The following is a 22,922-nucleotide window of genomic DNA, read 5'->3' as shown; positions in this document are numbered from 1 at the left end:
GTCGTCGCGATGGCGAATTCAACCTTCGCGCGTCGTGAATGTTACGTATGGCACTCTGCCGCACCCGGCGTGGCAGCCCGGTGCGGTCCCGTCAGCGCCGGACCCGCAGCCCGCTCGCGACGGAGCCGGCCAGGGCGAGCGCGCTCGCCAGCCACAGCACCGTCACGGTGCCGCCGGTGTGGAGATAGCCGAAGATCACCGCCACCATCGCGGCGCCGAGGGACTGGCCCAGCAGCCGGGCGGTCGATTGCATGCCGCTGGCGCCGCCGCTGCGCTCCCGCGGGGCGCTGGTGATGATGACCTTGTTGTTGGGCGACTGGAACAGCCCGAAGCCGAGGCCGCACACGGTGAGCCGCAGGGCGATCGACAGCGGGGAGGCGTCGGGCGGCGCGCTGGCCATCAGGGCGAGGCCGGCCGAGAGCGCGACGAGGCCGATGCCGCCGAGGAGCCCCGGCGGATAACGGTCGGCCAGCCGCCCGGCGAAGGGAGCGATCACCGCGATGGCGATCGGCCAGGGCGTCATCAGCACCCCGGTCTGGGTGCTGGTGAGGTGGAGCACGTCCTGGAAGTAGAACGGCAGCGCCACGTAGGCCATCATCTGGGCCGAGAACGAGCAGACCGAGCTCACCATCGACAGGGCGAAGACCGGGATGCGCAGGAGGTCGATCGGCAGGAGCGGCGCCGGCAGGCGGGCCTGCATCCACACGAAGGCGGTGCCGACGATCGCCGCCCCGGCCAGCAGGGCGAGCGCCGTGCCGCTGCGGCCCGGCTCGCCGAGCCCGTCGACGCCGGTGATCAGCAGGCAGAAGAACACGGCGTTGAGGAGCGCGCTCACCGCGTCGAAGCGGGCGCCGCTGCGGGGTGTGACCGGCAGCATCCGGGTGGCGAGCACCAGGGCCGCGAGGCCGAGCGGCACGTTGACGAGAAACAGCCACGGCCAGCTCGCCACCGACAGCACGGCGGCCGCGACGCTCGGGCCCGCCGCCGAGGCGATCGCCACGATGAGCGCCATGGTGCCCACGCCGCGGCCGATCATCCGGTGCGGATAGATGAAGCGCACGAGCGCGATGTTGACGCTCATGATCCCGGCGGCCCCCAAGCCCTGGACGATGCGGGCCGCGACCAGCACCGGCAACGAGCCGGCGAGCGCGCAGGCGAGCGAGGCGGCGGCGAACAGGGCCAGCCCCGTGCAGTAGACCCGCTTGTAGCCGAGGATGTCGCCGAGCGAGGCCAGCGGCAGCAGGGAGGCGGTGACGGCGAGCTGGTAGCCGTTGGTGACGAAGATCGCGGCGCCCGGGCTGACGTGCAGGTCGCGGGCCATCACCGGCAGGGCGACGTTGACGATGGCGCCGTCGAGCACCGCCATCGACATGGCGATGCCGATCGCCAGCATCGCCCACAGCCTCTCCCGGGTCGGCAGGCCGTCGGCCACCTCCGCCGTCACCGGCCCCGCCGTTCCCGTCATGCGTCCCGCGCTCCCTGTCAGACTGTTCGGGCTCCTTCGAGCCGTAGCGGAAAGCCGGCCCCGCCGCATCACCTCCGGGCTCATCCGGCCCCTGCGCGGGGAGCGCGTGTCCGCCGCTCGGACGCCCGGCGAAAGCGTGTTGACAGACCGGCCCGGAGGCGTATGGAGCCGTCGTGGCCCGGGCCGGTCTTCGCGCCCCGCCACCTCACTCCAGGACCCGTCAACCCCATGCCGAGCGACAGTCACAGTCGATCGACCGCGCCGTTCGCGCCGGCCGCTTCTCGCAGGGACGCCTGATCGGGCGCGCTCTCGTGGGCGCCGGCCGCGCGGACGGCCGCCCCCGAGAGGTGCCCCATGACCTTCACCATCCTGCCCTTCGCGCCGAAGGGCGCCGTCTCCGTCCGCCTGTCCGCCCCCTCCGTGCCGGCGCCGAAGGCCGTCCTGCGCGCCACCTGGTCGCTCGATCCGCAGACCGGCCGCTTGGCCTGCCGCTGGAGCACGGACGACGGGGGAAGCCCGGACATCTGCCCGGTGGCGCAAAGCCGGGCGGCGTGAGCCGATCGGCTCCTGCCCGTTCTGCGGCGGGGCTGTTCGGCGAAAAGGGCGCGGGTTTCCCCCTCCCCCGCAGAGGCAGGGCTGTCCGGGGAAAGAAAAAAGCGCGCCTCCCCTCTCCCGAGTGGGAGAGGGGCCGGGGGTGAGGGTGACACGGTTCCGTGTAAAGCTGTGACCGTTGTGCTGACAGCTCGACGCTCAGCGCTTGATACTGAATCGTATCACCCTCGCGCGATCTTCGATCGCCCCTACCCCTCTCCCACACGGGAGAGGGGATCCCGCGCTTGATCTAAAAGAAATTTTCCTCGGACAGCCCTGCCCGTTACGCGACCCGAATCGGGATCGTCCCACCCCGTCCGTGGCCCCACTGTGACATTCGGCCTTTCCCGCACGCGCGGCATCTGGCCGGGGCCGGGCGCTGCGCCACGTAGATTGGCATCGTTCGGAACTGAACGGCAGCGTGGTGACGAGGACGGCGTGCAGAGCGTGATTCCCGCCTTGAGGCATGTCGCGTCGGCACATCCCCGGATCGGGGCCTGACGCCGTGCGCCAGCTCTTCGCGCCGGGCGCCGATGCCCTCCTGCGCCTCGCGCTCCTCACCGGGGCCGCCTGCCTGGCGGCTTTGCCGGTGGTGGGGGCGGGGCTGGTGCGCTCGTCCTACGTCACGGGCGTCGGTGTGGCACCGGCCCAGCCGGTGCCGTTCAGCCACAAGCACCATGCGGGCGAATTGAAGATCGATTGCCGCTACTGCCACACCACGGTCGAGAGCCAGGCCACCGCCGGCATCCCGCCGACCCAGACCTGCATGACCTGCCACAGCCAGATCTGGTCCGGCTCGGACATGCTGGAGCCGGTGCGGGCGAGCTACGCCAAGGACCAGCCCCTGGTCTGGACCCGCCTGAACAAGCTGCCGGGCTATGTCTACTACAACCACGCCGTCCACGTGACCAACGGCATCGGCTGCTCGACCTGCCACGGCAGCGTCACCGACATGCAGCTCACCTACCGGGCCAACGCCTTCGAGATGAGCTTCTGCCTCGATTGCCACCGCAACCCCGAGAAATACGTGCGGCCGAAGGACCAGATCCTGAACATGACCTGGAGCCCGCCGGCGAACCAGGCGACGCTCGGGCCGGAGCTGGTGCGCCAGTACCATATCCGCGGCGGCGAGCGGCTGACCGAATGCGGGATCTGCCACCGATGAGCGACGACATCGCGGTCCTTCGCGCCCGCCTCGCCGGCGGCGACGGCCCGGCCTTCTGGCGCAGCCTCGACGCGGTGGCGGATTCGCCCGAGTTCCGCGCCTTCCTCGACACCGAGTATCCGGCCGCCGCGCGGCTCGCCGCCGCTCCCGACCGGCGCGGCTTCCTCAAGCTGATGGCCGCCTCCTTCGCGATGAGCGGATTGGCCGCCTGCGGCCAGCCGGACGGGCGCACGAAAGAGGTCCCGTATGTCCGCCAGCCCGAGCGGATCGTCCCGGGCGCCCCCCTCGCCTATGCCTCGGCGGCGCTGATCGACGGCTTCGCCAACGGCATCGCGGTCACCACCCGCAACGGCCGGCCGCTCAAGATCGAGGGCAATGCCGAGCATCCCTGGAGCCGCGGCGGCACCGACGTGTTCGCCCAGGCCTCGGTGCTCGGGCTCTACGATCCGTTCCGGCTCCAGACCCCGCAGCATCTCGGCCGGCCGAGTTCCTGGCAGGCCTTCCGCGCCGCGATGACCGGACGCGTCGCGGCGCTCAAGGCCGCGGAGGGCGGGCGCGGCCTCCACCTCGTCACCGGGCCGGTGACCTCGCCGTCGCTGGCCGCGCAAATCGCCGCGATGCGCCGGGATTTCCCGGGCCTGCGCTGGTACGTCTCGGCCCCGGTCGGGCGCGACGCGCTCTACGAGGGCGCCCGCCGTGCCTATGGCCGGCCGCTCGAGACCCGCTGGCGCTTCGACCGGGCGCGGGTCGTCGTCTCGCTGGACGGCGACGTGCTCGATCCCGGGCCGGGCCAGGTCGGGCAGGCGCGGGACTGGATCGAGGCCCGCCGCAAGGCCGCCGGCGAGGGGCGTCTCCTGACCCTCCACCATGCCGGCCCGAGCCCGAACCTGACCTCGGCCAAGGCCGATGCCCCCCTCGTGGTCGGCTCCGACGGCCTCGACGCGCTGATCCGTGACCTCCTCGCGGAGGCCGGAGGGGGCACGGCGGAGGACCGCAGCGGCCCGGCCGCCGCATGGCGCCACAAAGCCTTCGCGGCGCTGAACGCCGCCCGCGGCGACGGGATCGTGCTGGCCGGGACCCAGGCCGGGCCGGAGCTGCTGGCCCAGGTCCACCGCCTCAACGCGGCTTTGGGCAATACCGGCCGGACGGTGTTCCACACCGCGCCGGTGCCGGTCCTCGATCCCGAGCCCCTGTCGGCCCTCACCGAGGCGATGGGCCGGGGCGAGGTGCAGGTCCTGGTGATGCTCGACGTCAACCCGGTCTACGAGGCGCCGGGCGATCTCGGCTTCCTCGACGCGCTGGCGCGCGTGCCGCTCAAGATCCATGCCGGGCTCTACCAGGACGAGACCGCCTTCCACTGCGACTGGAACCTGCCGCTCGCCCACCCGCTCGAAACCTGGGGCGATGCCCGGTCCCTCGATGGCACGGTGACGCTGATCCAGCCGACGATCCGCCCGCTCTATGACGGCCGGTCGGTGCCGGAGATCCTGTCGATCCTGACGGATTCCGAGGCGAAGGACGGCGCTGCCCTGTTCGACGCCCATTGGCGCCAACCCGGCGAGTCCGAGGCCGCCTGGGCGAGCCGGCGCGCGACCTTCCTGCAAGCCGGCTTCCTGGAGAGCACCGCGCTCCCGCCCGAGACCGTCGGCGCAACCCTGCCCGTCACCGTGGCGGCCCCCCGTCCCGCCCCCTCCCCTGCGGGCCCGGCAAGGCGGGTCGAGGTGCTGTTCCGGCCCGACGCGACGGTGTGGGACGGGAGCCTCGCCAACCTCGCCTGGCTGCAGGAACTGCCCAAGCCCCTGACCAAGGTGGTGTGGGGCAACGTGATCGCGGTGAGTCCCGTCCTCGCCGAGCGCGAGGCGCTGCGCCAGGGCGACGTCGTGAGTCTCGAAGCCGGGGGGCGGCGGATCGAGGGGCCGGCCTGGATCCAGCCGGGCCAGGCCGACGACGCGGTCACGGTCTTCCTCGGCTACGGCCGGCGGATCCCCGAGCAGCTGGCGGACGGCCTCGGCTACGACGCCTCGCCCCTGCGCGCCAGCGCCACGCCCTGGCGCCTCGCCGAGGCGACCCTGGCAAAGACCGGCCGCAAGGCGCCGCCGGTCACCACGCAAGACCACGGCACGATGGAGGGGCACGACTTCGTCCGCGTCCAGGCCGTGGGGAGCGCCACTCCCGTCGCCTCCCGCGAGGCCCTGCCCTCGCTCTATCCCCCGGCCCCGACCTCAGCCGGTGGGCGCTACGATCACGAGCGCGCCTGGGGCATGGTGATCGACCTCGACGCCTGCATCGGCTGCAATGCCTGCGTCACCGCCTGCCAGTCCGAGAACAACATCCCGGTCGTCGGCAAGGAAGAGGTGGCTCTCGGCCGCTGGCTGCACTGGCTCCGGATCGACCGCTACTACGAGGGCGGGCTCGACGCCCCCAAGACCCATTTCATGCCGGTGCCCTGCATGCATTGCGAGCAGGCGCCCTGCGAGGTCGGCTGCCCGGTGGAGGCCACCGTCCACGACCGCGAGGGGCTGAACCTCATGGTCTACAACCGCTGCGTCGGGACGCGCGCCTGCTCCAGCTACTGCCCGTACAAGGTCCGGCGCTTCAACTACCTCGATTATTCCGGCGACATGGCGCCGGTGCAGCAGCAGCAGCGCAACCCGGAGGTCACCGTCCGCGCCCGCGGCGTGATGGAGAAATGCACCTACTGCGTCCAGCGCATCGCCGCGGCGCGGATCGATTCGACGTTAGGCGACCACGCCCCGATCCGCGACGGCGCGGTCGAGACCGCCTGCCAGGGTGCCTGCCCGACGCGCGCCATCACCTTCGGGGATTTGCGCGATTCCGGCAGCCGGGTCGCCGCGGCTGCCGCCGATCCGCGCAATTACGGGCTGCTGGCCGAACTCAACACCAAGCCGCGCACCACCTACCTCGCCCGGCTGGTCGAGGAGGCTGCCGTCAAGCCCGGGAGCGCCCTGTGAGCGGGACGGTCACCCCTCTTCCGGCCCGGGCCGGCCTCCTCGGCAAGGGCGAGGATTTCGCCTCGATCGGCCGCGCCGTCACCGGCGCCCCGGCCCGCACCCGCTCGCGGGCCTGGTGGATCGCCTTCGCGGGGGCCTGCGGGCTTCTCGGCGTCTTCGCCGTCACCCTCGCCTGGCTGCTGCTGAACGGCGTCGGCATCTGGCACAACAACAATCCGGTCGTCTGGGCGCTCGACATCGTCGCCTACGATTGGTGGATCGGCATCGCCTGCGGGGCGCTCCTCACCTCCGCGACCCTGCGGCTCACCGGCGCGGCCTGGCGCTCCGGCATCGACCGCATCGCCGAGACGACCGCGATCCTGGCGGCGGCGGCCGCCGCGCTCTACCCGATCATCCATCTCGGGCGCCCCTGGGTGTTCTACTGGACCCTGCCCTACCCAACACCCTGGCGCTCTGGCCGCAATTCCGCTCGCCGCTCGTCTGGGACGCGATCGACATCATCAGCTTCCTGGGGGTCTGCCTCTCGCTGTGGTATGTCGGCCTCCTGCCCGACTTCGCGACCTTGCGCGACCGCGCCTTCGAGGCGGCGCTCACGGAGGCCGACGAGCGCGGACGGACCCGGCGGCTGACGCTCCTGAAGGCGCAGGCCTACGGCATCCTGGCGCTCGGCTGGCGCGGGGCCTCGACCCATTGGGAGCGCTGGCTGATGGCCACCCGCACCCTGTCCGGCCTCGCCCTCGTCCTCGTCGTCTCGCTCCAGACCGGAGCCTCGGTGATGCTCGCCGGCACCGTCCTGCCGGGCTGGCACGACACGCTCCTGCCGGTGAGCTTCCTCGCCGCCTCGCTGCTCGCGGGCGTCGGGGTCACCGCCGCGCTCACCGTGCTGGTGCGCCGGGCCTTGCACCTCGACGCGCTGATCACCGCACGGCACGTCGCGCTCATGGCCCGGCTGATGCTCGGCCTCGGTCTCGCCTCGGCCTATTGCTACGCGACCGAGATCTTCTCGAGCCTGCTCCACGGCGACGCCTTCGACCGGGCGGTGCTGGTGCGCCGGCTCTCCGGCTCGCATGCCTGGGCGTTCTGGATCATCGTGATCCTCGCCCTCATGCCGGTGCAGCTGTTCTGGTTTGCCCGCTTCCGCCGCTCCGGCCTCGTCGTGGCGCTGGTCGGCGTGGCGGCGGCCATCGGCAGCTTCGGCGACCATTTCATGCTGCTGATCGTGACGCTCAGCCACGATTTCCTGCCCTCCTCGGCCCACCCCTATGCGATGGGCGCCTGGGGCCTCGCGACGCTTGCCGGCACGGTCGGGCTGTTCCTCGCCCTGCTGCTGCTGGGGCTTCGCACCCTGCCGATGGTCTCGATCGCCGAGACCCGGCGCTTCGCCGAGAGCCACCCGGACGGGCGGCCGAGCGGCGAGCGGGCGCCGACCCCGGCCGAGACGGACGATGCGCGGCTCTGGGGCATCAGCGCCGAGTTCGACGATGCCGGCGCCCTCGCGGACGCGGTGAAGGCCCTGAAGGCACGGGATCTCGGCGCCCGGATCGAGACCTACGGCCCGGTGCCGATGCGGCGTGCCGCCGAAATATTGGAGCGCCCGGCCGGAATCCTGCCGCTCCTCGCCCTCGGGGCGGCGCTGTGTGGGGGCGTCGCCTTCATGGGGATGTGCCTCTACGCCACCGGCTTCGACTACGTGTTCGATGTCGGCGGGCGGCCGCGCTTCTCCTGGCAGGCCTTCCTGGTGCCGAGCGTGTCGTTCGGCACCCTGTGCGGCGGGCTGACGGCGTTGCTGGCGCTGCTGTTCCAGAACCGCCTGCCGCGGCTCAACCACCCGGCCTTCGCGATTCCGGGCTTTTGCCGCGCCAGCGAGGACCGGTTCTTCCTGGCGCTCGAGGCGGCGGGACCGCGCTTCGATCCGGCCCGGATCGAGCAGGCCCTGGCGCGGCTGCCGCAAGGGCGGCCGCTGATGGTCCGGAGGGTGCCGCTGTGAAGCGCCTCGTCCTCCTGCTGCCTCTCGCGCTGGCGGCCTGCGACCAGGCCGACATGGTGAGCCAGCCCAAATCCAGGACCTGGGACGCGAACCCGTTCTTCCCGCAGAACCAGACGATGCGCCAGCCGGTGCCCGGCACCGTGGCGCGCAAGAGCCCCGACCGGCCGGTGCCCCAGCCGGCCTCCGCCGACCCCGCCCTGCTGGCGCGGGGCCAGGAGCGCTACGACGTGTTCTGCACGCCCTGCCACGGCGGGGCCGGCCACGGCGACGGGCTGATCGTGCAGCGCGGCTATCCGCGCCCGCCCGCCTTCGACGAGGCCCGCCTGCGCGCGGCCCCGGCCCAACATTTTTATGACGTGATCACGAACGGTAAGGGCACCATGCTGCCTTATGGGCCGCAGGTGCCGCCGGCCGACCGCTGGGCGATCACCGCGTATATCCGCGCCCTGCAACTGAGCCAGGGCGCGACGCCGGCGAGCCTGCCGGCGGAGGACCAGGCCGCCGTCGCGGCGAGCCGCACCAACCCGGGGGGCAAATGATGAGCCGTCGCCCGATCTCGTTTGCCCTCGGCGTGGCGGCCTTGGCGGCCTGCGCGCTCGCGGGCGCCGCCGGCAGCCCGGTGATGCCGTCCTATCTCGCCGCCTGGCTGGTGCTGGTGGCCCTGCCGGTCGGCGCCCTGCCGCTCTTGATGGGGCTCGAACTCGCGGGCTTTGCCGCAGGTCCCATGGCCGCCTCCCTGCGTCGCCTGCTCGGCCTGCTGCCCATCGCCGGCCTGCTGCTGCTGCCCGTGCTCCTGAGCCTCAACGGCCTCTACCCGTGGGACCGGGGCGTGCCGCCGCGCACGCCCTTCGCCGCCGTCTGGTTCACGCCGCTCTTCTTCATTCTGCGCAGCCTCGCCTATCTCGCGGCCTGGCTCTGGCTCGCCAACACCTTCCGGCGCCCGGCCGCCGAGCCCGGCAGCCCGGCGGCGGACCGGCGCCGGAACCGGGCGGTGCTCGGCCTGATCCTCACCACGGTCACCGGCACGCTGGCGGCGGAGGATTGGGTGCAATCGGCCGATCCGGGCCTCGCCTCGACCGCCTTCGGCCTCCTGGTGATGACGATCCAGGCGGGGCTGGCCCTCTCCGCGGCGGCCCTGATCGCGGCGCGCGATTCCTCCGGTCGGCCCGGCCGCGACCAGCGCACCGCCGCCGCCTTCGCCGACCCGATCCTGGTGCTCCTGGCGATCTGGGGCTTCGTCCATGCGTGCCAGTATCTCACCGTGTGGTCGGCCAACCTCCCCGAGGAGGCGCGCTGGTACCTCGCCCGCGACGGGGCGCTCGGCCGCCTCGGCGTCTGGGCCGGGATCGGCGTGATGGTGCTGGCTGTCCTGGTCCTGATCCCGCGCCGGACCGCCGGCCGGCCGGCGCTCCTCGCCGGCATCGCCCTCCTGATCCTGCTGCTCCACGGCGCCGAGATCTTCTGGCTCGTCACGCCGGGCTTTCGCGGCGCCTTCAAGTTCACCTGGGCCGACGCGCTGGCGCTCGTCGGGGTGGTGGGCGTCGCCGGCGGCCTCTACGGCCCGGTCGACCGCCGCCTGCGGGGGCAGGTCTCGTGAGCGACGGCATCACCCGGCCCGGCCCCTTCGCCCTGCTCTCGGCCGTCGCGGCAGCGGGACTCCTGCGGCTCTCCGGCATGAAGCCCGCCGCGCCGAGCGAGCCCGATCACGGCCCGCACAACCCGGATGGGTTCGAGGAGGAGGATGTCGACGTCCGCCGCACCGCCTTCGTGGTGGCGGGGCTCGCCGGCTCGGTCGCCCTGGCGATCGGCGCGGTCGGGCTGATGATGCACCTGTTCGGTGCCTGGCACGTCGCCGGCACCCCGCGCCTCACGCCGCAGCAGACGGCCAAGGTGCAGCCGCCGCCACCGAACCTCCAGGGGGCTCCCTACGAGGACCTCGCCCGCCAGGAGGCGCGGGACAAGGCGCAGCTCACCACCTACGCGGCCCTTCCCGACGGGCGCGCCCGCATCCCGGTCGCGCGGGCGATGCAGCTGATCGCCGGCAAGTCCCTTGATTCATTTACCCTCGACCCGTCACCCCTCGATCCGGTCCCGCCCGCCGGCGGAGCCCCGTTGCGATGAACCCGACCGACCTCGCGCTCCAGCTCTGGCCGGCCGCGGCCTCCGCCACCGCGGTGGAGACCGACTGGCTGATCCTCGCCTTCACGGTCCTGACCCTGCTGCTCACGGTGCCGGTCTTCGTCGCCATCACGTGGTTCGCGATCCGCTACCGCCAGGGCGAGGAGGCCGACCGCAGCCACGGCAACGTCCGCAGCGTGCTGATCGAGATCAGCTGGATGCTGATCCCGTTCCTGCTCACCCTGATCTTCTTCGTCTGGGGCGCCCGGCTGTTCTTCATCTCGAAGCAGGTGCCGGGCGACGCCATGGTGGTCGAGGCGATCGGCCGGCAATGGATGTGGAAGTTCCAGCACCCGACCGGCCAATCCGAGATCAACGACCTGCACCTGCCGATCGGCCAGCCGATCAAGATCCGGATGATCAGCCAGGACGTGATCCACAACCTCTACCTGCCGGCCCTGCGGATGCAGATGGCGACCCTGCCCGACCGCTACACCGAGCTATGGTTCAAGGCCGACCGTACCGGCAGCTACCGGCTGTACTGCTCGGAATATTGCGGCACCGACCATTCGAAGATGGACGGCACGCTGACCCTGATGACCCAGGCCGACTATGCCGCCTGGCTCCAGAATGCCGGCGCCCAGCAGGGCGGCCAGGCCGGGGCCGGCCGCGTCGTCTACGAATCCTATGCTTGCGGGTCCTGCCACGATCCCGGCGCCAAGGTCCGGGCGCCCTCGCTCGCCGGCCTCTACGGGCGCGAGGTCAAGCTCGCCGACGGCCGCACGGTGACGGCCGACGAGACGTATCTTCGCGACAAGATCCTGAACCCGAACCGGCAGAAGCTCGCCGCCGACTACAAGCAGGTGATGCCGGCCTTTCGCAACGTGATCCCGCCCGACGACCTCGACCGTCTCGTTTCGTACCTCAAGAGCACGGGGGCGACGGCGCAGCAGGAAGCCCAGCCATGACGAGCGGCACGATCACCGACGGGCCGGCCCTGCGCGACCCCACACCCCGGATTCCAGCCTCGGCCACGGGGCCGACTACCTGCATGCCGAGCACACCCTGCGCTCGTGGTTCTTCACCACCGACCACAAGCGCATCGCGCTCCTGTATCTCGCCAGCATCACCGCCTTCTTCGTCATCGGCGCGGTGACGGCGGGCCTCGTGCGCCTGGCGCTCGTCGTCCCCGACGGGCAGGTCTTCACCAACGACACCTACAACAAGCTGTTCACGATCCACGGGGTCGTGATGGTGTGGTTCTTCCTGATCCCCTCGATCCCCGCGACCTTCGGCAACTTCCTGATCCCGCTGATGATCGGCGCGCGGGACCTCGCCTTCCCGAAATTGAACCTCGCCTCCTGGTACGTGTTCATGACGGGCGCCCTGTTCACGCTGGCGAGCGTGGTCTTAGGCGGCGTCGACACCGGCTGGACCTTCTACACGCCGCTCTCCACCGCCTTCTCGAATACCTGGGTGGTGCCGGCACTGATCGGCGTGACGATCGTCGGCTTCTCGTCGATCCTGACCGGCCTCAACTTCGTGGTGACGATCCACACCATGCGGGCGCCGGGCATGACCTGGTTCCGGCTGCCGATCTTCGTCTGGACCCACTACGCCACCAGCCTGATCTTCCTGCTCGCCACCCCGGTCATCACCGTGGCGCTGATCCTGCTCATCGCCGAGCGCGCCTTCCATATCGGGGTGTTCGATCCGGCCTATGGCGGCGATCCGGTGCTGTTCCAGCACCTGTTCTGGTTCTACTCGCACCCGGCGGTCTACATCATGGTGCTGCCGGGCATGGGGGTGATCTCCGAGATCGTCCCGGCCTTCGCCCAGAAGAAGCTGTTCGGCTACAAGTTCGTCGCCTATGCGGCGATCGGGCTCGCCTCGGTGACCTTCTTCGTCTGGGGCCACCACATGTTCGTCAACGGGCAGAGCGACTTTGCCAGCGTGGCGTTCTCGGTGCTCAGCTTCGCGGTGGCGGTGCCGTCGGCGGTCAAGGTCTACAACTGGACCGCGACGATCCACAAGGGCTCGCTCAAGCTCGACACGCCGATGCTCTACGCCATGGGCTATATCGGGCTGTTCGTCCTCGGCGGCCTGACGGGTCTTTATCTCGCGACGCTCGCCATCAACCAGCACGTCCACGCCACCTACTTCGTCGTGGCGCATTTCCACTACATCATGGTCGGCGGCACGGTGCTGGCGTTCCTCGGCGGCCTGCATTTCTGGTGGCCGAAGATCACCGGGCGGATGTATATCGAGGCCTGGGGCCGGATCTCCGCTTTCCTGATCTTCATCGGCTTCAACGTCACCTTCTTCCCGCAATTCATCCTCGGCTATCTCGGGATGCCGCGGCGCTACCACGTCTATCCGCCGGAATTCCAGTTCCTCAACATCCTGTCCTCGGCGGGCTCGACGATCCTGGCGGTCGGCTACCTCTTCCCGATGGTCTATCTCGTCTACTCGATCTGGTTCGGGAAGCGGGCCCCGGCCAACCCCTGGGACGCCAAGGGCCTGGAATGGACCGTGCCCTCGCCGCCGCCGGCCCACAACTTCCTCACCGAGCCGGTGGCGCCGAAGATCCCCTACGACTATCCGCTCCAGGCCCGCGAGACCGGGAGGCAGCACTCGTGAGCGCGGGAGCGACCGACGGCGCGGTGGGCGTCAAGCTCGTCTCGCACTTCGCGACCGTCGAGCAGCAGAAGCGCGCCGCCGTGCTCGGCATGTGGGCCTGGCTCTTGACCGAGCTCCTGCTCTTCGCCGGCCTGTTCCTGACGGCGCTGATCCTGCGCCTGCTCCATCCGGAGGCGATCCAGGAGGCGGCGCGGCACCTCAAGTTCTGGATCGGCGCCACCAACACCGTGGTGCTGATCGGCTCCAGCCTGACCATGTCGGGGGCGATCCAGCTCTCGCGCCTCGGCTGGCAGCGCGGCATGGTCCGGTTCATGCTCGCGACCGCCGCTCTGGGCACGCTGTTCCTGTTGCTCAAGGGCTACGAATATTACGCTGACTACCAGGAACACATGATGCCGTTCCTGTCCGACCGGCCCTACGAGCTGAAGGATTCACCGCCCTCGCGGCTATTCGTGAACCTCTACTACGTCGCGACCTCCCTGCACGGCCTCCACCTGATGACCGGCATCACCATCCTGCTGGTGATGTCCTGGCAGGCGAGCCGGCCGGGTTTCTTGAGCGTCCATCAGAACCGGATCGAGATCTTCGGACTCTACTGGCACTTCATCGACCTGATCTGGATCCTCGCCTTCCCGATCCTCTACGTACTCAACCGGTAGGAGGCGCCTCCATGTTCGGCACCAGCGACGAACGCCGCATCCTCTGGCGGCACATGCGCGAGCCGGTCCTGACGGCGTGTGCGCTCCTGGTGATGCTCGGGATCAATGTGGGGTTGGGCGCCGCCCTCCCCTTCCCGCATGTCTGGATCGTCGAGCTTCTGGTGGCGAGCGCCATGGTGGTGACGATCCTCTTGTTCTCGATGGAGGTCCGCCACGAGCCGCCCCTGGTGAAGCTGTTTGCCGGCATCGGCTTCTTCTGGGTCGGCATCCTGTTCACCATGACGCTGGTGGATTACCTGTCGCGAGGGTAAGCCCGTTCACTCCCCGCTCACCGATCCGGCCCTATAACCGTTGCCATGTGCGAATTGCTCGGCATGAGCGCCAACGTCCCGACCGATATCCGCTTCAGCTTCGCGGGCCTGGCGCGCCGCGGCGGCGAGACCGGGCCGCATCAGGACGGCTGGGGCATCTCGTTCTACGAAGGCCGTGGGAGCCGCAGCTTCCACGACCCGGAACCGAGCGCCCGCTCGGAGATCGCCCGGCTGTTGCGGCAATACCCAATCAAGAGCCGGATCGTGATCGCCCATGTCCGGCGGGCCAATCGCGGCCGGGTGGCGCTCGAGAACACCCACCCGTTCAGCCGCGAATTGTGGGGGCGCACCTTCACCTTCGCGCATAACGGCCAGCTGAAGGGCGTGAAGCGCCTGAAGCTCGGCCGCTTCAAGCCCGTCGGCACCACCGACAGCGAGCACGCCTTCTGCTGGATGCTGGGGCGGCTCGAGGAGCGCTGGGGCAGCCTGCCCAAGCCCACCCGCCTCGACGGGGCGGTGCGGGAACTCTGCGCCGAATTGCACGGGCTCGGGGTGTTCAACATGCTGCTCTCCGACAGCCGCACCCTCTACGCCCATTGCGGCAAGCGCCTCTGCACCCTGACCCGGCGGGCGCCGTTCGGCACCGCGACGCTGATCGACGAGGATTGGCGGGTGGATTTCGCGCAGGAGACCACGCCCGACGACATCGTGACCGTGGTGGCGACCCGGCCGCTGACCCGCGACGAGAACTGGACCGACCTCGCCCCCGGCGAGGTGCTGGCCTTCCGCCTCGGCGTGCCGGACGGGGACGAGAACGCGGCCGGCGCCGGGGGCTGACCCGGCGCCGTGGCGCGGCGGGGCTCTATCCGCCGGCTTGTTTCTCGCTAAGCTCTCCCTTTCCGGTCGCGGCCCCCGGGCCCATCTTCCTGACGACAGGCAGACGCGAGAGCCATGACGCGAGACATCGTCCCGAATCCGTCGTCCCCGATTCCGTCGGCGGAGGACCGCCCCGGGCTGTCGGCCAACATCCGGTCGCATCTCGGCACCCAGCTGCGGGCCACCTACGAGGCCCTGGGCGACGCCGATCCGGACAACCGGTTCGCCGATCTCGTCGCGCGCCTCGAAGCGGCGCTGAAGGCGCAGGGCGAGATCGTCCGGCCGGAATTCCGCGACGGGCTCCTGCAGGCGGTGCCGTCCCTGCGCGCCTTCGCGCTGTCGCTCACCAGCAATCCGGCCCGGGCCGACGACCTGGTGCAGGACACGCTGCTGAAGGGCTGGCAGCACCGGGCCCGGTTCCAGCCCGGCACCAACCTGAACGCCTGGCTGTTCACGATCCTGCGCAACATCTTCTACTCCGACCACCGCAAGCGGGTGCGCGAGGTCGAGGACCAGGACGGCTCCTACGCCGCGCGGCTCGCCACCGCGCCGCACCAGGGCGACCGGCTCGATGTCGAGGACCTGCAGAGCGCGCTCGCCAAGCTGCCGCCGGACCAGCGCGAGGCCCTGGTCCTCGTCGGCGCCGAGGGCGTCTCCTACGAGGAGGCGGCGGCGATCATGGGCTGCAAGGTCGGCACGGTGAAGAGCCGCGTCAGCCGCGCCCGCGGCCGGCTGGCGGAATTGCTGGGCTACGACGAGGAAGACCTCGGCACCGACCGTCTGATCCAGTCGGCGATGCCGAAAGACGCCTGATCCGGCCCGGAGTACTCCGGTGGGGTTCGGGGCGACTTTTTCTGCCGAACGATTGAACCGTTTCGCCGGGGGCGACGTTACTCCCCCCGAAGACCTGCCCCGCTCGACCGGGGTAGACTGGACGAAACGGAGATCGACCCGATGAAGAAGACCCTCCTGGCCGCCGCCGCCCTTGCCCTGTCCTTGCCGATGGCTGCCCAGGCCCAGGGCCTGATCCCGGGCGCCCAGCGTGGGGCCGAGGACGGCGCGGCTGCGGCCGGCCCGGTCGGCGCGATCGTCGGCGGTGCCGTGGGCGCCGCGACGGGTGCCGTCGGTGGCCTGCTGGGCGTCGACGACCGCCCGCGCTTCCGCTCCTACGCCGTGCGCCAGCACCGCTCCTACGACTGGGACGGCGACGTGGCCGTCGGCACCGTGCTGCCCTCCTCGGGCGTGAGCTACTACGAGGTCCCGGCCGATTACGGCATCCGCGGCCGCCGCTACACCGTGGTCAACGACCGCGTCGTGCTGGTCGATCCGGGTACCCGCCGCATCGTGCAGGTGATCGACTGATCACGTCCTGCGCCGCCCTCGGGCGGCGCAGCCGTTCTGTACAGAAAGCCCCGGTTCGTCGCCGGGGCTTTTTGCCGTCCGGCAAGATAAAATCCAGCATGTGCCACGGCGGCCTTGCAACGAAACCGGTCCGATCCTCGTTCTTGTTGAAGATCGGCGCGACGGGATTGACACGCGCGCCGCAACCACCCAGCCAGCCGGATCGCAATGCCCTCCGACCCGCACGAAAACCACGACGCCGCGCTGCCGCCGCCGGTGCGCGAGCATCTCGGGCAGCAGCTCCGCTCGGCCTACAACGCCGAGGCCGAGAAGCCGGACTATCTCGGCGATCCGGGCCTTCCGCCGGAATTCACCCCGCAGCTGCGCCGCCTCGAAGGCCGCCTGAAGGCCCACGAGACCGGCCGCGAGGCGGTGGAGGACGCGCTGAAGGACATCCTGAGCGAGTTGCCAGCGAGACGGTGAGCGTTACCGCCGCGCCGCGAGCAGGTCCCTGATCTCGGTCAGGATCTTCACGTCGGCCGGGTCCTCCTTCTTGACCTCCTCGCGCCGGACCAGCTGGTTCATGCCGCGGATGACCAGGAACAGCACGAAGGCGACGATCAGGAAGTTCAGCGCCACGGTGACGAACTGGCCGTAGCCGAGCACCGCGCCCTGCTTCTTGGCCTCGGCATAGGCCAGCCCGCTCTGCACCTTCGAGGAGAGCGGCAGGTAGTAGTTGGAAAAGTCGAGGCCGCCGGTGATCGCGCCGACCACCGGCATGATCACGTCCTGCACCAGCGAGGTGACGATCGCCCCGAAGGCCGCGCCGATCACCACGCCGATCGCCAGATCGACGACGTTGCCGCGCAGGGCGAATTTCTTGAATTCCTCGATCATGGCTTGTGTCTCCGCGGAGGGGATTTCCGTTCGGGCAAACCTGCCCCGCGCAAGCCGGCATCGCGCGGGCGGGGCCCGTTCGGTTAAGCTGGGGCGCTCAAGTGCGGCGGGGAGTCTGTCCGATGGCGGATTGGGATACGGGCCAGTACCTGAAATTCGCCGACGAGCGCACGCGGCCGGCCGCCGACCTGCTCGCCCGGGTGCCGCTCGACGCGCCCGCCCGGGTGGTCGATCTCGGCTGCGGGCCGGGCAACAGCACCGCGCTCCTCTCGGCGCGGTTTCCGCACGCCGCGATCACCGGCCTCGATTCCTCGCCCGCCATGCTGGAAGAGGCGCGCCGGACCCTGCCCGCCCTCACCTTCGTCGAGGCCGACCTCGCCACCTGGGCGCCGGACGTCCCGCCCGACCTGATCTTCGCCAATGCCGTGCTGCAATGGCTGCCCGACCACGCCGCCCTGCTGCCGCGCCTCGCCGGTTTCCTGGCGCCGGGCGGCTGCCTCGCCGTGCAGGTGCCGGACAATCTCGACGAGCCGTCCCACCGGCTGATGCGCGCGGTGGGGGAGGAAGACCCGTTCCGCGAGACGCTCTCCGGCGCCGCCGGCGCGCGGACCACGCTCGGCACGGTCCAGGATTACGATGCGTGGCTGTCGCGGGCGGGCTGCACCGTGGATCTGTGGCGCACCACCTACATCCACCCGCTGCGCGGGCATCGCGGCATCGTCGAGTGGGTGCGCTCGACGGGATTGCGGCCGTTCCTGGCACCGCTCGATCCGGGGGGTCAGGCCGCCTATCTCGCCCGCTACGAGGATGCCTTGCGCCGGGCCTATCCGATGCAGGACGACGGGCGGGTGCTGCTGCCGTTCCCGCGGCTGTTCATCGTAGCGCGGCGGAACTAAAGCATTTTCCGACGAAGTGGATACCGGTTCGTCGCAGAAAATGCGGCAAAATCAATGACCTAGAGAGCTTCGCGATTGCAACGCGATCGTGAAGTGCTCTAGCGCCGCGACCGGGGACCGGCCGCCGCATCGTCGTCGGGCCTTGGGCTGCCGCAGCGAAAGCGGTGGCGTCGGCGCAAGGCAGCGCCTAAGTGCAGTTGACGAAATTCCGGCTGCGCCGGCGTCGCCGCGGCCAGGGACGAGGGCGACCGCGAGTTTCGTGGAAGGCACCGAACCGCCGGCGGGCCGCACGATTCTCGACCGGCCGGATTTGCCAGGGATATCGACCGTCGATGCAGATCCACCTGTATTGCATGTGCCTCAACGAGGCGAAGATCATTCCATATTTTCTGTCGCATTATCGTGATATTGCTACGAAGATTTACGTTTTCGACAACGGATCGACCGACGACAGCCTGCATCTCCTGGCCGGCGACGAGCGGATCACGGTCGCGCCGGTGGAAACCCGGCACGAATCCTTCGCCGACACCTACACGTCGCTGATGAACAACGCCTGGAAGCCGTCACGGGAGAAAGCGGACTGGGTCATCACCGCGGAGATGGACGAGCATCTCCATCATCCGGACCTGCCGGCCTATCTCCGGCAATGCCGGACGGACGGGATCACGCTGCTGACCAGCGTCGGCTACAACATGATCACCGAGGCGTTCCCCACCGATCCCAGGCCTCTCTGGCGCCAGATCGTACGCGGGGCCCGCGCCCCGGATTACGACAAGCCGGCCGTCTTCGACCCGCAGGCGATCGTCGAGATCAACTACCGCCACGGCCGTCACGCCGCCGACCCGACGGGCCGCGTCACGCCCGAGGCGCGACGGCAGGTCAAGCTCCTGCACTACAAGAGCCTCGGGCTCGATTACGTCTGCGAGCGCAACGACACCCTGGCGGTCGGCCTCAAGGCGGTGGACCTCCAGACCGGGCGCGGCGCGCATTACCTGCGCGACCAGGCCCGGACGAGGGCCGATTTCGAGACGATCCGCGCCCAGGCCCGCAGGGTGCCGGGCCTGCGCCTCGACGGCGTGGCGCCGGAGCCGACCTTCGAGGACGAGGTGGACCTGCTGGACCGCTCGGGCCTGTTCGACCCGGTCCACTACCTCGCCCAGAACGGCGACGTCGCCTCCGCCGGCATCGATCCGCTGGTGCATTTCTGCACATTCGGATGGCGCGAGGATCGGGCCCCCAACCGGCACTTCGCGCCGCGCTGGTACCACAGGATCTACCGGCACGAGGTCTCGGACGAGGTCAATCCGCTGCTGGACTACGTCCTCGAGGGAGAGCGGCTCGGCCGCTTCCCGGGCCCGGATTTCGACCCGGAACTGTACCGGCTGGCCGAGCGCCTGAATCCCAGCGAGAGCCCGCTGCGCCACCTGCTGGCGTCGGAGCGGCGGCCGCGCAAGCCGGCCTGACCCCCTGCCCGGTCAGGCCGGGTCGCGGTAGCCCCAGGCCAGGATGTGCTTGCCCGCATCGGTCAGCGCCGGCACCGCCTGCAGGCGGCGCTCCAGGGCGAGCACCCCCTCCTCGTCGGCACGGATCGCCGCGGCGCAGCCCTCGCGGCCCTGGGCGCTCGCCGAGATCAGGATCCCGCACGCCCCGACCCGCGCGAGGCCCGCCTCCCGCAGGAGCGCGGTGATGCCTCCGGCATCGAACAGATGCACGCCGGAGCGCCGGCCGGCATGGACGAAGACGCCGCAACCCTCCTCGAGGCGCACCAGCGCCTCGTCGCCGCGACCGAGGCGCAGGAGCTCGAAGGTGAGGGCGACGCTCGAATCGACGAGGACGCAGACGGGAGCACCGGGCCGGACCCAGCGCACGAAGCGCGCCACCGCCATCCGCGGGTCGGCGGCGTATTGCAGGGACCCCATGGCGAGGACCGCATCGGCCCCGGCCTCGGGGAGCGGGGCGTCCTCCATCGTCTCCGGCCGCAGGGTGAAGCCCTCGGCGAGGGCGGGCTTGTCGGCGAGCACCGCCCGCATCTCCGGCGACGGCTCGATGCCGACGACCGCATGCCCGAGGGCACGCAGCCGCTCGGCGTTGCGCCCGGTGCCGCAGCCGACATCGACGACCCGGCCGGGCGCGGCCGGCAGCAGGGCCGCCACCCGCTCCCAGGCCAAGCGCTCGTAGATCCGGCGCATCGGCTCGGTGTCGAAGCGGTGGTCGTAATCGCGCGCGAAGGCGTCGTAGAGCGCCACCGCCTCGGCCGCGGTCGGGCGGTGGCTCATCGGTCGACCTCCTGCAGCCAGATCGCCCGCAGCGCGGCCGCGACGCGCTGGACGTCCGCGACCGTCATCGCGTCGTGCAGGGGCAGCGACAGCATCCGGTCGCTCACGGCGTCGGCCATCGGAAGCGGGCCGGACCGGCAGGTCTGCCGGAAATAGGGCTGGGCGCCGAGATGCGGGTCGTAATAGGCCCCGATCTCGATCCCCGCCGCCGCGGCCCGGCGGATGAACGCGTCGCGCCCGGCACGGCCCGGCCGCGGAGCCAGGGCCGGCAGGAACACGTGCGCCTGGACGGCAACGGCGGCGCGCTGGAACAGGAAGTCCGGCAGGGCCGCCCGATAGGCCGCGGCCAGGGCTTCCCGGTGCGCGACGATCCCGGCGAGCCGGTCGAGCTGGGCGAGGCCCATCGCCGCCGTGACCTCGTTCAGCTTGGCGTTGAGGCCGGGCATCACGGCCGAGCGACCGGCCACGAAGCCGAAATTCGCCATGGCGCGCAGGTCGCGGATCCGCTCCGGATCGGCGGAATAGACGAAGCCGCCCTCGAGCGTGGCGAAGGGCTTCGTGGCATGCATCGAGAAGACGCTGGGCCGGGCCTGCCCGGCGCCGAGGTTCAGCCCCGCGTGATCGCGGCTTCCCACCGCCGCCGCGGCATCGACCACGATGGCGGCCCCCGTCGCGTGGGCCAGGCGGTCGTAATGCGCGAAGTCGATCGGCGCGCCGAACGTCGTGCATGGCACCACCACGGCGATGTCCTCGCCGTAGCGGGCGACGAGTTCCTCCTCGGCACCGGGCGCGGCGAGCCACGTCTCGGGATCGATGTCGCAGAGCAGGGGGGTGAGGCCGCACCACAGGGCGGCCTGCGCGGTGGCGGCGAAGGTGAAGGCCGGCATCAGGGCGTAGCGCCGCCGCGGATCCGGCTCACCGACCGCCTGCCGGATCGCCAGCATCAGCCCGAGGGTCGCGTTGCAGACCGTGACGCAGGCCCCGACATCCCCGAACAGCTCCCGGGCCAGCGCCCGCTCGAGCCGCTGGTTGATCGGACCGTAATTGGAGAAGCGGCCGGCCGCCTCGATCTCCCGGAAGAGTTCCGTCAGCTCGCCCAACCGCGGTGGGTTGGGATTGATCAGGCGGACCGGTTCGGTCTCGTGCAGCCCCCGGGAACGGGCGGCAACCGTCGATGCAGAGTCGAGCGCCGGCGGTTCACCGGGGATCGGAACCATTCCTTGTGATTGCATCGACGCCCATTGTTCTAGGACTGATACCAGACACAAAGCGAAAACTGAACTTTTGGTAACAGCTTGAATTTCCTTAACGCGGATCACGCGCCAGCTTCAACTCATATTTCTCGCTTGTGCCCGGTCACAATTTAGAGATGGATGCGACAGGGAATGGCACGGTCGGCGAGGCAATAAAGTCCACGAACTGCACTATTGGACATCCGAAGAGCTCGGCATCGAATGGCACCGGACCGACCAGACCCTTACGGTCGAGGCGCATCGCGCTCGGTCAAGGCCGCACGCTTCCCGCAAACGTGTCGCGGCCGGGTGTCCTGCGCAGGATTCGGATCGGGGTCGTCTGGGCACCGGCCCGGAGCGAAGGGACGTCCCGGGCCGGCCCCGATGCGCGGGCTGCGATCTCTCGATGCCGGGAGCCGTCGCCGGCACGGCTTCCGGCGATCCCTTCGGGGGATCGGCGTGTGGCGAGACGAGAAGCCGTCGCGGTGCGAGCCGGAGATGCCGCCGCGCCGGCCGAAGGCGCCATGCCGGGTGATGACCGTGCGGCGGCACGGATCCGGGGCGCCGCCGCGCCAGGTCGGGGGGAACCCGGATGGGTCCGGTCCCGCCCCGCTCCGGCAGGACCGGACCGGCGCCCGATCACGCCGCCGGAGCGTCGCCGCCCGTCGCCTCGGCCTTGAGCTTGCGCCGGTACTGGGCGGCGCCGACCGGGATCGCGCACAGATAGCCGAAGCTCAGGAGCGCCAGGATCTCGAACGGGAAGCTGATCAGGAGCCCGAACGCCGCCACCGTCACGACGAAGATCGGCAGCACGTATTCCCGCGGCACCCGCTTGCCGACGGTCTTGCCCGAGAAGGTCGGCACGGTGGAGATCACCATCAGGGCTATCACCAGCATGTAGATCAGCGCCACCGGGGCCAGCGCCGGCGACATCTCGAAGCCGAGGAAGTGCAGGTAGAGCGGCAGCATCACCGTCAGCGCGCCGGCCGGGGCCGGCATGCCGACGAAGAAGTCCTTCTTCCATTCCGGCCGGTTGGGATCGTCCAGCATCACGTTGAAGCGGGCGAGCCGCAGGGCCATCGCGATGGCGAAGATCAGGGCGACGATCCAGCCGAGCGACTTCAGGTTGTGCAGCACGAAGGTGTAGAGGATCAGCGCCGGGGCGCAGCCGAAATTGACGAAGTCGGCCAGCGAATCGAGCTCGGCACCGAAGCGCGAGGTGCCCTTGAGCAGGCGCGCCACCCGCCCGTCGACGCCGTCGAGCACCGCGGCGGCGATGATGGCGATCACCGCCGGCTCGAACTTGCCCTCGAAGGCGAGACGCACGGCGGTGAGCCCGAGGCAGACCGCCATCAGGGTGATCATGTTGGGGATGATCATCCGCACCGGCACCGCCTTGAACCGGCGCGACCGGGGCTCGACGGACTTGGAGTCGGTCGATTTGGGCTCGTTCGGCTCCGGCGCGAAGGGCGGGAAGAGGTCGTCCATCTGCGGTC

Annotated in this window: 23 protein-coding genes; 18 read left to right on the top strand and 5 right to left on the bottom strand. The window is 70.4% G+C overall.

Features of this window, described 5'->3' with window-relative positions:
• Positions 1 to 91 precede the first annotated feature (91 nt).
• Positions 92 to 1,465, bottom strand: coding sequence for an MFS transporter (locus F1D61_RS03240; protein ID WP_203156495.1), 1,374 nt, complete (start codon positions 1,463 to 1,465; stop codon positions 92 to 94).
• A gap of 354 nt (positions 1,466 to 1,819) precedes the next feature.
• Between F1D61_RS03240 and F1D61_RS03235 the strand changes: the two genes are divergently transcribed.
• From F1D61_RS03235 to F1D61_RS03160, 16 genes are all read left to right on the top strand, one after another.
• Positions 1,820 to 2,020, top strand: a complete 201-nt coding sequence (locus F1D61_RS03235; protein ID WP_203156494.1) for a hypothetical protein — start codon at positions 1,820 to 1,822, stop codon at positions 2,018 to 2,020.
• A gap of 541 nt (positions 2,021 to 2,561) precedes the next feature.
• On the top strand, positions 2,562 to 3,221 hold the full coding sequence (locus F1D61_RS03230) for a cytochrome c3 family protein (protein ID WP_203156493.1): 660 nt from the start codon (positions 2,562 to 2,564) through the stop codon (positions 3,219 to 3,221).
• Positions 3,218 to 6,193, top strand: coding sequence for a TAT-variant-translocated molybdopterin oxidoreductase (locus F1D61_RS03225; protein WP_203156492.1), 2,976 nt, complete (start codon positions 3,218 to 3,220; stop codon positions 6,191 to 6,193). Before F1D61_RS03230 ends, F1D61_RS03225 begins: the two co-directional genes overlap by 4 nt.
• The gene (nrfD, locus tag F1D61_RS03220) at positions 6,190 to 6,822 is read left to right on the top strand and encodes an NrfD/PsrC family molybdoenzyme membrane anchor subunit (RefSeq protein WP_203156491.1); all 633 of its coding nucleotides are present in this window, start codon (positions 6,190 to 6,192) and stop codon (positions 6,820 to 6,822) included. The genes F1D61_RS03225 and nrfD overlap by 4 nt, the downstream gene beginning before the upstream one ends.
• Entirely contained in the window at positions 6,756 to 8,180 is a 1,425-nt protein-coding gene (locus F1D61_RS03215; RefSeq protein ID WP_203156490.1) for a DUF3341 domain-containing protein, read from the top strand. Before nrfD ends, F1D61_RS03215 begins: the two co-directional genes overlap by 67 nt.
• 53 nt (positions 8,181 to 8,233) lie before the next feature.
• Positions 8,234 to 8,719 carry a c-type cytochrome gene (locus tag F1D61_RS03210; protein ID WP_203158900.1) on the top strand — a complete coding sequence of 162 codons (486 nt, stop codon included), beginning with the start codon at positions 8,234 to 8,236 and terminating at the stop codon, positions 8,717 to 8,719.
• The gene (locus tag F1D61_RS03205; RefSeq protein ID WP_203156489.1) at positions 8,719 to 9,777 is read left to right on the top strand and encodes a hypothetical protein; all 1,059 of its coding nucleotides are present in this window, start codon (positions 8,719 to 8,721) and stop codon (positions 9,775 to 9,777) included. Before F1D61_RS03210 ends, F1D61_RS03205 begins: the two co-directional genes overlap by 1 nt.
• Entirely contained in the window at positions 9,774 to 10,301 is a 528-nt protein-coding gene (locus tag F1D61_RS03200) for a hypothetical protein (protein WP_203156488.1), read from the top strand. Before F1D61_RS03205 ends, F1D61_RS03200 begins: the two co-directional genes overlap by 4 nt.
• Complete coding sequence (gene coxB / locus F1D61_RS03195) at positions 10,298 to 11,266, top strand: cytochrome c oxidase subunit II (protein WP_203156487.1); 969 nt, start codon at positions 10,298 to 10,300, stop codon at positions 11,264 to 11,266. The genes F1D61_RS03200 and coxB overlap by 4 nt, the downstream gene beginning before the upstream one ends.
• Before the next feature lie 79 nt (positions 11,267 to 11,345).
• The gene (locus F1D61_RS03190) at positions 11,346 to 12,938 is read left to right on the top strand and encodes a cytochrome c oxidase subunit I (protein WP_203158899.1); all 1,593 of its coding nucleotides are present in this window, start codon (positions 11,346 to 11,348) and stop codon (positions 12,936 to 12,938) included.
• The gene (locus F1D61_RS03185; RefSeq protein ID WP_203156486.1) at positions 12,935 to 13,597 is read left to right on the top strand and encodes a cytochrome c oxidase subunit 3; all 663 of its coding nucleotides are present in this window, start codon (positions 12,935 to 12,937) and stop codon (positions 13,595 to 13,597) included. Before F1D61_RS03190 ends, F1D61_RS03185 begins: the two co-directional genes overlap by 4 nt.
• An 11-nt stretch (positions 13,598 to 13,608) precedes the next feature.
• Positions 13,609 to 13,908, top strand: coding sequence for an oxidase (locus F1D61_RS03180; protein WP_203156485.1), 300 nt, complete (start codon positions 13,609 to 13,611; stop codon positions 13,906 to 13,908).
• Positions 13,909 to 13,953: 45 nt separating this feature from the next.
• The gene (locus F1D61_RS03175; protein WP_203156484.1) at positions 13,954 to 14,745 is read left to right on the top strand and encodes a class II glutamine amidotransferase; all 792 of its coding nucleotides are present in this window, start codon (positions 13,954 to 13,956) and stop codon (positions 14,743 to 14,745) included.
• A 114-nt stretch (positions 14,746 to 14,859) separates the two neighbouring features.
• Positions 14,860 to 15,597, top strand: a complete 738-nt coding sequence (locus tag F1D61_RS03170; protein ID WP_203156483.1) for a sigma-70 family RNA polymerase sigma factor — start codon at positions 14,860 to 14,862, stop codon at positions 15,595 to 15,597.
• 141 nt (positions 15,598 to 15,738) lie between these two features.
• Positions 15,739 to 16,146, top strand: coding sequence for a DUF1236 domain-containing protein (locus F1D61_RS03165; RefSeq protein WP_203156482.1), 408 nt, complete (start codon positions 15,739 to 15,741; stop codon positions 16,144 to 16,146).
• A gap of 207 nt (positions 16,147 to 16,353) precedes the next feature.
• The gene (locus F1D61_RS03160) at positions 16,354 to 16,608 is read left to right on the top strand and encodes a hypothetical protein (protein WP_203156481.1); all 255 of its coding nucleotides are present in this window, start codon (positions 16,354 to 16,356) and stop codon (positions 16,606 to 16,608) included.
• A 3-nt stretch (positions 16,609 to 16,611) separates the two neighbouring features.
• On the opposite strand, the gene mscL is transcribed toward F1D61_RS03160, so the two are convergent.
• Complete coding sequence (gene mscL, locus F1D61_RS03155; protein WP_203156480.1) at positions 16,612 to 17,022, bottom strand: large conductance mechanosensitive channel protein MscL; 411 nt, start codon at positions 17,020 to 17,022, stop codon at positions 16,612 to 16,614.
• A 122-nt stretch (positions 17,023 to 17,144) separates the two neighbouring features.
• On the opposite strand from mscL, the gene tam reads away from it, so the two are divergent.
• Both tam and F1D61_RS03145 read left to right on the top strand, forming a co-directional pair.
• Complete coding sequence (gene tam, locus F1D61_RS03150; RefSeq protein ID WP_203156479.1) at positions 17,145 to 17,918, top strand: trans-aconitate 2-methyltransferase; 774 nt, start codon at positions 17,145 to 17,147, stop codon at positions 17,916 to 17,918.
• A 332-nt stretch (positions 17,919 to 18,250) separates the two neighbouring features.
• On the top strand, positions 18,251 to 19,381 hold the full coding sequence (locus tag F1D61_RS03145) for a glycosyltransferase family 2 protein (RefSeq protein ID WP_203156478.1): 1,131 nt from the start codon (positions 18,251 to 18,253) through the stop codon (positions 19,379 to 19,381).
• Between the two features lie 12 nt (positions 19,382 to 19,393).
• Here F1D61_RS03145 and F1D61_RS03140 read toward each other — a convergent pair whose 3' ends face one another.
• From F1D61_RS03140 to pssA, 3 genes are all read right to left on the bottom strand, one after another.
• Entirely contained in the window at positions 19,394 to 20,194 is an 801-nt protein-coding gene (locus F1D61_RS03140; protein ID WP_203156477.1) for a class I SAM-dependent methyltransferase, read from the bottom strand.
• Complete coding sequence (locus tag F1D61_RS03135) at positions 20,191 to 21,294, bottom strand: DegT/DnrJ/EryC1/StrS family aminotransferase (protein ID WP_203156476.1); 1,104 nt, start codon at positions 21,292 to 21,294, stop codon at positions 20,191 to 20,193. Before F1D61_RS03135 ends, F1D61_RS03140 begins: the two co-directional genes overlap by 4 nt.
• 771 nt (positions 21,295 to 22,065) lie before the next feature.
• Complete coding sequence (pssA, locus tag F1D61_RS03130) at positions 22,066 to 22,914, bottom strand: CDP-diacylglycerol--serine O-phosphatidyltransferase (RefSeq protein WP_203156475.1); 849 nt, start codon at positions 22,912 to 22,914, stop codon at positions 22,066 to 22,068.
• Between the last annotated feature and the right edge of the window lie 8 nt (positions 22,915 to 22,922).

It is taken from the genome of Methylobacterium aquaticum, from assembly GCF_016804325.1.
Lineage (GTDB): Bacteria > Pseudomonadota > Alphaproteobacteria > Rhizobiales > Beijerinckiaceae > Methylobacterium > Methylobacterium aquaticum_C.
Note: the sequence above shows the minus strand (reverse complement) of the source record. Positions and strands in the feature narration are given on the sequence as shown.